Below are 11,525 nucleotides of genomic sequence, written 5' to 3'. Positions count from 1 at the left end.
GCTCCCAGTAGACGACTGGGTTGATAGGCCGGATGTGGAAGCCCAGTAATGGGTGGAGCTGACCGGTACTAATAGGCCGAGGGCTTGTCCTCAGTTGCTCGCGTCCACTGTGTTAGTTCTGAAGCAATGAACTCCCTTTGCCGGTTGAGTTCAACTTCATAGAGTTTCGGTGGTCATAGCGTTAGGGAAACGCCCGGTTACATTCCGAACCCGGAAGCTAAGCCTTTCAGCGCCGATGGTACTGCAGGGGGGACCCTGTGGGAGAGTAGGACGCCGCCGAACAATTTTTAGCCTCAACCCCCGGACATTGTCCGGGGGTTGAGGCATTTTTGCGTTCTAGGCTGTGGTCATGCGATACGACCTGGTCATCTTCGACAACGACGGTGTGCTCGTGGACAGCGAGCCGATTTCCAACACGTTGTTGGCCGGCTACCTGACGGAGCTCGGGCATCCCACGACGTACGAGGAGTCGGTGCGGGACTACATGGGGTCGGCCATGCACCGGATCCATGAGCTGGTCGAGGAGCGGAGTGGGGGGCGGTTGCCCGGGGACTTCGACGAGACGTTCCACGCGCGGGTCTTCGCGGCGTTCGAGCGGGAGTTGGAAGCGGTGGTCGGGGCCGGGGACGTACTGAAGGGGCTGGTCGCGGCCGGGGTTCCGTACTGCGTGGCGTCGTCGGGGAGTCATGAGCGGATTCGGGTGGGGCACCGGAAGACCGGGCTGGACGCGTGGTTCCGGGACGGGATCGTCTTCAGTGCCGAGGACGTCGGCCGGGGGAAGCCGGCGCCTGACCTGTTCCTGCACGCGGCCGCGCGGATGGGGGTGGCGCCCGAGCGGTGCGTGGTGGTGGAGGACAGCCGGCTCGGGGTGCAGGCGGCGCTGGCGGCCGGGATGGACGTGTACGGGTTCACCGCGATGACGCCGGAGGAGAAGCTGGCGGGGGCCAGGGGCTTCTTCGGGAGGATGGACGAGCTCCCCGCGATTTTGGGGATGTGATCCATCTACCCAGCGGTAGTTTCCGGCCGTACGCTGTGCCGCCATGACGGATGCGCGGTTGCGGCGTGGGCGGGGATCCCTGGCGGTCAGTTTCTTCGTGCAGGGGGTCACCTTCGCCCTGCTCGTGACTCGAATACCGGCGATCCAGGATCGGTACGGGATCTCGGACGGGCTGCTGCCCGCGTTCCTGGCCGCCGTGCCGATCCTGGCCGGGGTGGCGAGCGTGGTGACCGAGAAGGTCGTCGCGCGGGTGGGGCCCGCGGTGGTGCTGCGGTGGGCGCAGCCGTTCGTGCTGCTCGCGCTCCTGGCGGTGGGGGTCGGGTCGGAGCTGTGGGCGGCGGCGGTCGCCCTCGGGCTGTTCGGGCTCGCGGTGGGTGCCCTGGACGCCTCCATGAACATGCTGGGGGTGAGCCTCCAGCGGGCGTACGGGCGGAGCATCATGCTCGGCTTCCACGCCTCGTACAGCCTCGGGGGGATCGCGGGGGCCTCGCTGGCGTGGGTGGGGGCGCACTGGCACCTGTCGCTGTTCACGTCGTACCTGCCGGTGGTGGCGGTGCTGCTGCCCGTCGCGCTGGTGGGGAGCCGGTGGTACGCGGCCGGTGGGGACGGGCCGGTGGAGGAGGCGGGGGAGAGCAAGGGGAGCGGTGGGATCGCGTTCCGGCTGCTGCTGCCGCTGTGCCTGGTGATGACGTTCGCGTACATCGGGGATTCCACGGTCTCCAACTGGAGCGCGAAGTACCTCCAGGACGTGCTCGGCAGTTCGGAGGAGCTGGCGACCGTGCCGTACAACGCGTACATGGTGACGACGCTGCTCGGGCGGGCCGTGGGGGACCTGGGCGTGCGGAGGCTCGGGGCCGTGGCGGTCGTGCGGGGCGGGGCGGTGCTGGCGGCGCTGGGGTTCGCGCTGGTGGCGGTGGCGCCGGGGGCGTGGGCGGGGATCGCGGGGTTCACGGTGCTGGGCTTCGGGCTGAGCGTGATCGTGCCGCAGACGTTCGCGGCGGCGGGCCGGTCGTTCCCGGGGAACAGCGACGCGGCGGTGGCGCGGCTCAACGTCTTCAACTACGTGGGATTCCTGGTCGGGTCGCCCCTGGTGGGTGCGCTGGGGGACGCGTGGAGCTACCGGGGGGCGATGGTGGTGCCGATGGCGCTCGTCCTGGTGACGGTGGTGTACGCCACGTCGTTCGGCGCGCGGGAGGCCCGATACGGTGGCGGGCATGAGCGGCCGCGCACTGTTGATGTGGGATGAAGCTGTCACGCAGTACGACTTCGGGTCCGAGCATCCGATGGATCCGGTACGGCTCGCGCTGACGATGTCGCTGGTGCGGGCCTTCGGGCTCGACCGGGCGGTGGACGTGGTGTCGGCGAAGCCGGCCGGGGAGTCGACGCTGCGGCTGGTGCACCGTGAGGACTACGTGGCGGCGGTGCGGGCGGCGTCGGTGGATCCGCGCCATGCCGACCAGGCGTACGGGCTCGGCACGGTCGACGACCCGGCGTTCGCCGGGATGCACGAGGTGTCGGCGCTGATCGCCGGGCAGTCGGTGGGGGCGGCGGAGGCGGTGTGGCGCGGGGAGGCGACGCACGCGGTGAACTTCGCGGGCGGTCTGCATCACGCGATGCCGGGGGCGGCCTCGGGGTTCTGTATCTACAACGACGCGTCGCTGGCGATCGCGAGGCTCCTCGAACTGGGTGCGGAGCGGGTCGCGTACGTGGACGTGGACGTGCATCACGGTGACGGGGTGCAGGCGGCCTTCTGGGAGGACCCGCGAGTTCTGACGGTGTCGCTGCACGAGCATCCGCGGACGCTGTTCCCGCAGACGGGGTGGCCTGAGGAGACGGGGCCGGCGGGGGCCGGTGAGGGCGGGGCGGTGAACGTGGCGCTGCCGGCCGGGACGGGGGACGCGGGGTGGCTGCGGGCCTTCCACGCGGTGGTGCCGGAGCTGCTCGCGGACTTCCGGCCGCAGGTGCTGGTGACTCAGCACGGGGCGGACACGCACTTCGAGGATCCGCTGGCGCACCTGGCGGTGTCGCTGGACGCGCAGCGGGCCGTGCAGGAGGCCTGCCACGAGCTGGCGCACGCGTACGCCGACGGGCGGTGGCTGGCGCTGGGCGGTGGCGGGTACGCCGTGGTGGACGTCGTACCGCGGTCGTGGACGCATCTGGTGGGGATCGCGGCGCACGCTCCGGTGGATCCGGAGTCGGTGGTGCCGTCGTCGTGGCGGGACGAGGTGTACGCGCGGACCCGGCAGTTGGGGCCGGCGCGGATGACGGACGGGCGGTGGCCGGTGGACTTCCGTGACTGGGCGGAGGGGTACGACCCGGCGGACCGGCTCGACCAGGCGGTGCTCGCGACCCGGAAGGCGGCGTTTCCGCTGCGGGGGCTGCTCGCCTGAGGCTTGCCGTCGTCTCGGGGCGGGCCGCGGGAACGCGCGCGTGGGTGTTACGCCGACTGTGCGGTGTCCGGGGGGTTTCGACTCCGCGCCGAGGGGGTTCCGGCAGCATCGGGAGGGTGTTGAGTACCGGGGCGCTGCGGGCGCATCTGTTGGCGGCGGGGTTGGCGGGGACGGTGGCGACGTCGCGGGAGGAGAGCCTGCGGAGTTACCGGCTCTTCGCCGCGCGGGATCCGCGGGTGCTGCTGGGGCTGGATCCCGCCTGGGGGTGGGGAGAGGCCGAACTGCTGCGGCTGATGGCCGACAAGTGCGGGGTGTCGGGGGATCCGGCGCACCGGTCGGGGCCGGACGTCATCGATCCGGAACGTACGTTGCGGGGGCTCGACGCCTTCGCCGCGCGGTTGGGCGCTGCGGCGGCGAGGCGGGTTCCGGTGCTGTTGGGCACGGGGCATCCGCATCGTCTGCTCGGTTTCTACGTCGCTCTCGCAGACGCCTTGTCGGCGGCGGGATGTCTTGTTCTCACACCGGCGCAGGGGCGATGTGTCGACATAACGACCCGGTTCGGCGTACGCACGTACCTCCTCGACTACGTACGGGGGGTCGCGCTGGTGCGAGAACCGGGGCCGTCCGGGGGAGGGCGTGAGCCGGGGGCGCACTCCCACTCGCCGCTGCCGGTCAGGGCCGCTCTCGAAACCGCCGCCGAGGGCGGCGGTCCGCTGCCGGAGCTCGTGGTGGGGGATCACGGATGGGTCTGCGGTGCTGGTCAGCTGGGTATCGAGGCCATCGGTCTCGCCGATACGGATGATCCGGCGTTGTTCGTCGGTGAGGCCGAGGGACAGGTGTCGGTGGCCGTTCCGCTTGATGACGGCGTGCGCTCCGACTACTACCGGCCTCTCACGCGCTATGTACTCAATCGAGCGTGTCTGTCACGGTAAACGGCCGATGGCAGCACCTCTTCCCCACTCGTACCACCCGCCCCTAGTCTGGAGAGTGAGCGCTCGGCGACGAAGAGTCACCGGAGGGGAAGCCGGTGTGCGTCGCGGCGGAAGGTACAGGTGGGTCATGGCTGCTGGCGAACGACCTCTCAACGAGGTCAAGTTTCTGACCGTGGCGGAAGTCGCCGCGGTGATGCGCGTCTCGAAGATGACCGTGTACCGCTTGGTGCACAGCGGTCATCTGCCGGCGATCCGGGTGGGCAGGTCCTTCCGGGTGCCGGAACAGGCGGTTCACGAGTACCTGAGGGAGTCCTTCGTGGGGGTGGGGACCGCGTAGCGAGCGCGCGGGACAACACCGGAAGAGCTCCGTACGGCCCTCGGATTACAAGCGCGGTGCTCGGGACGGTAGGCTAGGCCGACGTAGGTCGTGTGGGCCCAGACGCCCCGCACCGATCCCCGCCGGGAGGCGGGGATGTTCCGAGAAGTGAGCGAGGGTAGTCGTGGGCTCTGTTATCAAGAAGCGGCGCAAGCGGATGGCGAAGAAGAAGCACCGCAAGCTGCTCAAGCGCACGCGCGTTCAGCGTCGCAACAAGAAGTAAGGCGACAGCTGCACCGCAGTATTTGGTGCGTGAGACGTGGCCCTTCACCGTTCGCGGTGGAGGGCCGCGTTTTTTATTGCGCCGAAATCTCGAGGCGCTACGGTGGCGACCAACGGAAGACGGACGGAAGGCGCTGATCTTGGGCAAGGTCGTGCTCGTCACCGGTGCCGCACGGCATCTCGGCGGCCGCTTCGTGCGGCGGATCCAGCGGGACCCCGAGGTGGAGCGGGTGATCGCCGTGGACGCGGTCGACCCGGCGCACCAGCTCGGCGCCGCCGAGTTCGTCCGGGCCGACATCCGCCGGCCGGAGATCGCGAAGGTCCTCGCCGAGCACGACGTCGACACGGTGGTCCACCTGGACGTCACCGGTATCGCGCTCGGCGCCGGCGGCCGGACGTCGGTCAAGGAGACCAACGTCATCGGCACCATGCAGCTGCTCGGCGCCTGCCAGAAGTCGCCGCGGATCAGCCGGCTGGTGATCAAGTCCAGTACCAGTGTCTACGGCTCCGCGCCCCGCGACCCGGCCGTCTTCACCGAGACGACCGCCGCGAAGTCGCTGCCGAGCGGGGGTTTCGCGAAGGACGCCGTCGAGGTCGAGGGCTACGTGCGGGGCTTCGCCCGGCGCCGGCCGGACGTGGCCGTGTGCGTGCTGCGGTTCGCGAACATCCTCGGGCCCCGGATCGACTCCCCGCTCGCCGAGTACCTGGCGCTGCCGGTGCTGCCGACCGTCCTCGGCTACGACCCCCGGCTGCAGTTCGTCCACGAGGACGACGTGATCGACGTGCTGCGGCTGGCGGCGCACGAGCCCCGCAGGGCGACCCAGAACAGCGGCACGTTCAACGTGGCCGGGGACGGGGTGCTGCTGCTGTCCCAGTGCGCGCGGCGGCTCGGGCGGCCGACCGTGCCGGTGCTGCTGCCCGCGGTCACCTGGGTGGGGACCGCGCTGCGCACGGTCGGGATCACCGACTTCGCGCCCGAGCAGATCCGGCTGCTGACGCACGGTCGGGTCGTCTCGACGGTCCAGACGCGCGAGGTCCTCGGCTTCTCTCCGCGGCACACCACGGCGGAGGCCTTCGCCGACTTCGCGCGCGGCCGCGGGCCGGGACTGCTGCCGCCGGAGACGCTCGCGGGCGCGGTGGACCGGCTCGCCGGGCGGCTGCTCGGGGCCGTGGCCTCCGCCCCACCCGTATCCCCTGTTCCCCCTGTTCACGACGGCGCCTGAGGAGACCGGACAAGCGATGGCGGACGCCAAGGTCATTCCGTTCGACGACGACCGCTCGCGGGCCCGGCGGCGGCCCGGCCGGGCCGATGGCGAGGCGGCGGCCGTACGGGCCCTCCCAGGGCCGCAGACGGGCTCCCGGGCGCCGGGGGAGGCCCCGGCCGTGGCGGGCCCGCACAGCGGCGACGGCGGCGCCGGGGAGGCGGAGGACAGCGGTGCCGGCGGCGGTGGCTGGGAGCGGCGGCTGGCGGGCGGGCTCGCGTTCCTGCGGCGGCGGATCACCGGCGACTACGAGGTCGACGAGTTCGGCTACGACGCGGAGCTCACCGACCAGGTCCTGATGTCGCTGCTGCGCCCGCTGTACGAGAAGTACTTCCGGGTGGAGGTGAAGGGCGTCGAGAACATCCCGGCGGACGGCGGGGCGCTGATCGTCGCCAACCACTCGGGGACCGTGCCGCTGGACGGGCTGATGATGCAGGTCGCCGTCCACGACCACCATCCGGCCGGGCGGCACCTGCGGCTGCTCGCCGCGGACCTGGTCTTCGTGCTGCCGGTCGTCAACGAGCTGGCCCGCAAGGCGGGGCACACGCTGGCCTGCGCGGAGGACGCGGAGCGGCTGCTGCGGGCCGGCGAGATCGTCGGGGTGATGCCTGAGGGCTTCAAGGGCATCGGGAAGCCGTTCGGGGAGCGGTACAAGCTCCAGCGGTTCGGGCGGGGCGGCTTCGTGTCGACGGCGCTGCGGGCGGGGGTGCCGATCGTGCCCTGCTCGATCGTGGGTGCCGAGGAGATCTACCCGATGGTCGGGAACGCGAAGACCCTGGCGCGGGTGCTCGGCCTGCCGTACTTCCCGCTGACCCCGACCTTCCCGTGGCTGGGCCCGCTCGGGGCGCTGCCGCTGCCGACGAAGTGGACCATCCAGTTCGGCGAGCCGATCCCGACGGACTCGTACGCGCCGGAGGCGGCGGAGGATCCGATGCTGATGTTCAACCTGACGGATCAGGTGCGGGAGCAGATCCAGCACACGCTGTACAAGCTGCTGGTGCAGCGGCGGTCGGTGTTCTTCTGACCGGTGTCCGGACGACCGGTGCCCGTACGGCCGGTGTTCCGGGGCGAGGAGCCGGTGTTCCGGGGCAATTCCGGGGCAAGAAGGAGGGGCGCCCCCCGTCCGTGGGGGCGCCCCTCTCTCGTGTCAGCGAGCGTCCTCGCTGTCGATGCCGAGGCCTGGAAGCAGGCCCGGCAGGAGTGGCGGAAGGGTGACGTCGGGGACGTCCGGCGTCGGCTGGCTGTCGACGGAGCCCGTCGGCGTGCCGGTCGGGGAGGGATTGAGCAGTCCGCCGGCGCTGCCGCCGAGGAGACCGTCGTCCTCCGGTGAACCCGTTCCGCTGCCCGTGCTCGGGCTGGTGCCCGTGCTGGGGCCGGACGGGCGGGGCGGTGCCGAGTGGCTGCCCGGGGGTGCGGTGTCGGAGGACGGCGGACGCTGGGCGTCCGAGCCCTGGCCGCCGCCCGGGGTGCCGGGCCTGCTGCTCGGGCCCTCCGAGCCGATCGCTCCCCGCTCGGGGGTACGGGGGAGCATCGACTGGAGCGGCTCGACGTCTTCGTCTATGGCGTCGAAGACGTGCGTGACCTCGCTGCCGACGTCAGCCAGCTGGACGGGGAGCCGGTCGCGGAGGCCGTTCCAGGTGTCCCGGTGGGCCTGCGCGAACGAGTTGAGTCGGGCCATCGGGGCGATCTCGCCGTCCCGCTGGTACGCCTGGCGGAGCAGGCGGTGGCCTTCGCTGGCGTCGTGTTTCATTCCGCCCAGGACCCGGCGGATCTCGGCGAGGGACTCGTGGTCGAGGTCGCCGGAGCGGCCGCGTTCCATGAGTCTGCGGGCCTCGCTGAGCCGGGTGGAGGCCTGGTCGAGGTAGATGCCGCCGCGGTCCGCGTCGTCGTCCGCCATCCCCAGTTTGATGTCCTCCATGCCCCGCTTGAGCCCGTAGAGCGAATCACCGGGCAGGGCGTCGGAACTGGCAGCGGCCACTCCGCCGAAGGCTCCCGCCGCCACACCGACGGTGAGACCGCCGGCGGCCAGACCCTTGGTCCAGCGGGAGCGCGGGCGGAGTTTGCGGAGCGGGGAGGCCCGATGGGTCCCCTTGCCGGTGGATGTCCGCTGCTCCGGCACCGTAGGGCCCGCGGCCGCGCTCCCCTCCATGAGCATCGCTTCCATGGCGGCCACGAGCTGGGCTCGTTGCACCACCTTGACCTCGGGATCAAGCTGTGGTTTCGGCAGTTCGCCGAGACCGTTCGCCAAGGCCAAAAGCCGCCCCTGCTCGGCCGGTTCGGCCGGGGCTTCGGGCTGCTCGGCCGCCGCGCCCTCGGACGCCCGGTCCTCCAGGGCCTGGGCGAAGGCGTTCGCCCGCCGGTGCGCCGATACGTTCGCGATCACTGGCGGCACCTCCTCTCGTCATGACGGTCGACTCCCCGGGGTGTCCGGAAGGTTGCACACCTTGAGCGCATCCACACGAAAGAGTGAGTGGCTGCGGACATGGCGTGTCCACAGGGAGCCTGCATCCCGCACAACGAGCGGCGCGGCACTTGGGTTACGCGCGAAAGATGATCGGACCGCTGCGTCATCGAGGCGTCACCGACTGTGAGTTGGGCGGGGGTCGTGGGGGCGTGGGGGGACGGATGGATGTGGGGGTGCCGACCGGGGCGGGGGCGCGCGTGTGGGGGCGCGGAGCGGTCAGCGGGCGTCGTCCGGGAGCAGGCGGGCCAGGGTGCGGACGGCCCGGTACTGGAGGGTCTTGATGGCGCCCTCGTTCTTCCCCATGACGCGGGCGGTCTCGGCGACCGAGAGGCCCTGGAGGAAGCGCAGGGTCACGCACTCCTGCTGCTGGGGGTTGAGGCGGCGGACCGCGTCGAGGAGGGCGGCGTTGGAGAGCGACTCGAGGACGGAGTCCTCGGGGCTGCGCTCGACCTCGTTGGCGTCGAGCATCTCGCCGGTGGTGACCTCGAGCCGGAAGCGGCTGGACTTGAAGTGGTCGGCGACCAGGTTCCGGGCGATGGTGACGAGCCAGGCGCCGAAGTCGCGGCCCTGCCAGGTGAAGGTGGAGATCCGGCGCAGGGCGCGCAGGAACGTCTCGCTGGTGAGGTCCTCCGCGGTCGCCTTCCCGCCGACGCGGTAGTAGATGTAGCGGTAGACCGTGTCGCTGTACTGGTCGTACAGGCGGCCGAAGGCTTCGGCCTCGCCTGCCTGGGCCCGTTCGACCAGGTCCATCATGCGGGCGCTGTCGCTGTCGGCGCTGGGCCGGCGGTGGGTGGTCGAGGTCGTGGAGCGCGCACCACGTCTGCCCACGGCGGCCCCGCCGTCGGCCAGGGCGTAGCAAGGGCCGGCGGGTGCCGGTGCGGCGAAGGCGAAGGCGGGGACAGGGCCGGCGTACGCGGTGGGGACGAAGCCGCGCAAGTGGTCGAGGACCGTTGCGCGCAGCGTAGCCAGGCCCGAGGTGTCAACCCCGACGTGTGGGTACACGGGACTCCCAGAGGCAGAGCTTCCATCACGTGCAGTGCGGGACCGTTCACCCGTCGTGACGACGTGAGGGGTCCTTTGTGCGTCTGAGGAGAATAACGCTTCGTACAGGCAGCGCTACACCCAGTTGCTCAAATCACCGGTTCCGTCGTTTCCGTAACTGCTTGCAGTCGGAAAAGGGTCTGCTTCGTGACTAGTTGTTGATCGCTTTGCTTCCGAGTGTGACTGCGCGCACGCTGCGTTGTGCTCAAGTGCGGGGCGGGTGAGTGATCGTGGCCGCTGCTGGGTAAGGAGCTCGGAATGCCCGCGGGTCGACCTGTGCGGTGGTGTTCGACCACGGACGGGTGAGGGCGGCTGGTCCGGGGTTGTCGCAGATGATCGCAGCCGAAACGTATCGGCAGAGGGGCGACGCGCTGGACCGCGTGAACCTCGCGGGGTCCGCGTCAGTGGCGGCGGCGGTGCAGGGCGACCGCGGCGGCCGTGCCGCCGGCGAGGGCGCCCAGGCCCGCGGCGGCGGGGATGCCCACCTTGGCGGCCTTGCGGCCGGTCCGGTAGTCGCGCAGCCGCCACTCCCGGTCCTTCGCGTGCTTGCGGAGCTTGGTGTCGGGGTTGATCGCGTACGGGTGGCCCACCAGCGAGAGCATCGGGATGTCGTTGTGGGAGTCGCTGTACGCGGCGCAGCGGCTCAGGTCGAGGCCCTCGGCGGCGGCGAGGGCCCGTACCGCCTCGGCCTTGGCCGGTCCGTGCAGGGGCTCGCCGACCAGCTTGCCGGTGTAGACGCCGTCGACGGACTCGGCGACCGTGCCCAGCGCGCCGGTCAGGCCGAGCCGCCGGGCGATGATCGTGGCCGTCTCGACCGGGGCGGCCGTGACCAACCAGACCTTCTGGCCCGCGTCGAGGTGGGCCTGGGCGAGACCTCGGGTGCCGGGCCAGATGCGGTCGGCCATGTACTCGTCGTAGATCTCCTCGCCGATCGACATCAGTTCGGAGACGCGGTGGCCCTGGACGATGGACAGCGCGCTGTCGCGGGCGTCCTGCATGTGCTCGGGGTCCTCGACGCCGGCGAGCCGGAACCAGGCCTGCTGCCAGGCGAAGCGGGCGAGTTCGCGGCGCTGGAAGAACTTCCGCTTGTAGAGGCCGCGGCCGAAGTGGAAGATCGCGGCGCCCTGCATCACGGTGTTGTCGAGGTCGAAGAAGGCGGCCGCCCGTACGTCGCCGACGACCGGGAACTCGGGTTCGACAGGTGCTTCGGCCTCGGCCGCGCCGGCCGCCGCGGCCGCCTCCTCCCGCTCCCGTTCCAGCTGGAGCGAGGACTTGCGCGCTGCCTCGGCAGCGGCCTCGCCTGCGAGGACGCTGCGCGCGGTGGCGGAGCGCCTACGGGGGGTGAGCCATCCCAGAGCGGCCATATCGTGAGCATAGCCAGTCTGTTCGGTACTTCCTGACTTGTGACGATGCCGCGGCGTGAACAGTGTGGGGCTCCCCTGTTAATCGGAGGCGGTCCCATCGCGGCGGGGTCGCGCGCCCCCAGGGGCAGAATGGACGCCATGTTCGGACGGACGAAGAAGAAGGCCGACCCCGCGTCGCGGACGGTGACGCTGATCGGCAAGCCGGGGTGCCATCTCTGCGACGACGCCCGCGCGGTGGTCGAGGCCGTGTGCGCGGAGACGGGTGCACGCTGGGAGGAGAAGGACATCTCCCGGGACGAGGAGCTCCACCGGGCTTACTGGGAGCAGATTCCGGTGGTCCTGGTCGACGGCGAGCAGCACACGTTCTGGCGCGTGGACGCGGAGCGGCTCCGCCGCGAACTGGGTGCGTGACCGAAAGGCGGTTACCATCATGGACGTTTTGTTGGGTTTCGGGGGCGGCGTCGTGAGAGGTGTGTG

General features: G+C 70.9%; 12 protein-coding genes and 2 rRNA genes. 11 read left to right on the top strand and 3 right to left on the bottom strand.

The features are described from left to right. The 10 genes from MRBLMG1_RS15725 to MRBLMG1_RS15680 all read left to right on the top strand — a co-directional run. Positions 1-92, top strand: a 23S ribosomal RNA gene (locus MRBLMG1_RS15725); the annotation flags it as partial. A gap of 73 nt (positions 93-165) precedes the next feature. Then, a 5S ribosomal RNA gene (gene rrf, locus MRBLMG1_RS15720) occupies positions 166-282 on the top strand. A 67-nt stretch (positions 283-349) separates the two neighbouring features. Continuing rightward, positions 350-997 carry an HAD family hydrolase gene (locus tag MRBLMG1_RS15715; protein WP_367824620.1) on the top strand — a complete coding sequence of 216 codons (648 nt, stop codon included), beginning with the start codon at positions 350-352 and terminating at the stop codon, positions 995-997. Positions 998-1,040: 43 nt separating this feature from the next. Further along, on the top strand, positions 1,041-2,243 hold the full coding sequence (locus tag MRBLMG1_RS15710) for an MFS transporter (RefSeq protein WP_367824619.1): 1,203 nt from the start codon (positions 1,041-1,043) through the stop codon (positions 2,241-2,243). Next, the gene (locus MRBLMG1_RS15705) at positions 2,212-3,387 is read left to right on the top strand and encodes an acetoin utilization protein AcuC (RefSeq protein ID WP_367824618.1); all 1,176 of its coding nucleotides are present in this window, start codon (positions 2,212-2,214) and stop codon (positions 3,385-3,387) included. The genes MRBLMG1_RS15710 and MRBLMG1_RS15705 overlap by 32 nt, the downstream gene beginning before the upstream one ends. A gap of 116 nt (positions 3,388-3,503) precedes the next feature. Further along, positions 3,504-4,319, top strand: coding sequence for a phosphatase (locus MRBLMG1_RS15700; protein ID WP_367824617.1), 816 nt, complete (start codon positions 3,504-3,506; stop codon positions 4,317-4,319). Between the two features lie 127 nt (positions 4,320-4,446). After that, complete coding sequence (locus tag MRBLMG1_RS15695) at positions 4,447-4,656, top strand: helix-turn-helix domain-containing protein (RefSeq protein WP_367824616.1); 210 nt, start codon at positions 4,447-4,449, stop codon at positions 4,654-4,656. 163 nt (positions 4,657-4,819) lie between these two features. Continuing rightward, positions 4,820-4,918 (top strand): 30S ribosomal protein bS22, encoded by a 99-nt coding sequence (locus MRBLMG1_RS15690; protein ID WP_003948845.1) that lies wholly within the window; start codon positions 4,820-4,822, stop codon positions 4,916-4,918. 139 nt (positions 4,919-5,057) lie between these two features. Further along, positions 5,058-6,140: an NAD-dependent epimerase/dehydratase family protein gene (locus tag MRBLMG1_RS15685; protein ID WP_367824615.1), complete on the top strand. Its 1,083-nt coding sequence runs from the start codon at positions 5,058-5,060 to the stop codon at positions 6,138-6,140. Between the two features lie 16 nt (positions 6,141-6,156). After that, positions 6,157-7,203 carry a lysophospholipid acyltransferase family protein gene (locus MRBLMG1_RS15680; RefSeq protein WP_367824614.1) on the top strand — a complete coding sequence of 349 codons (1,047 nt, stop codon included), beginning with the start codon at positions 6,157-6,159 and terminating at the stop codon, positions 7,201-7,203. Positions 7,204-7,326: 123 nt separating this feature from the next. On the opposite strand, the gene MRBLMG1_RS15675 is transcribed toward MRBLMG1_RS15680, so the two are convergent. From MRBLMG1_RS15675 to MRBLMG1_RS15665, 3 genes are all read right to left on the bottom strand, one after another. Further along, positions 7,327-8,562 (bottom strand): DUF5667 domain-containing protein, encoded by a 1,236-nt coding sequence (locus MRBLMG1_RS15675; protein ID WP_367824613.1) that lies wholly within the window; start codon positions 8,560-8,562, stop codon positions 7,327-7,329. Positions 8,563-8,859: 297 nt separating this feature from the next. Further along, complete coding sequence (locus MRBLMG1_RS15670; protein WP_367824612.1) at positions 8,860-9,645, bottom strand: ECF subfamily RNA polymerase sigma factor, BldN family; 786 nt, start codon at positions 9,643-9,645, stop codon at positions 8,860-8,862. 440 nt (positions 9,646-10,085) lie between these two features. Then, complete coding sequence (locus MRBLMG1_RS15665; RefSeq protein WP_367824611.1) at positions 10,086-11,048, bottom strand: HAD family hydrolase; 963 nt, start codon at positions 11,046-11,048, stop codon at positions 10,086-10,088. Positions 11,049-11,177: 129 nt separating this feature from the next. Between MRBLMG1_RS15665 and MRBLMG1_RS15660 the strand changes: the two genes are divergently transcribed. Then, entirely contained in the window at positions 11,178-11,459 is a 282-nt protein-coding gene (locus MRBLMG1_RS15660) for a glutaredoxin family protein (protein ID WP_366310125.1), read from the top strand. Positions 11,460-11,525 lie beyond the last annotated feature (66 nt).

Origin of the sequence: Streptomyces sp. LMG1-1-1.1 (assembly GCF_040815545.1) — a bacterium.
GTDB lineage: Bacteria > Actinomycetota > Actinomycetes > Streptomycetales > Streptomycetaceae > Streptomyces.
Note: the sequence above shows the minus strand (reverse complement) of the source record. Positions and strands in the feature narration are given on the sequence as shown.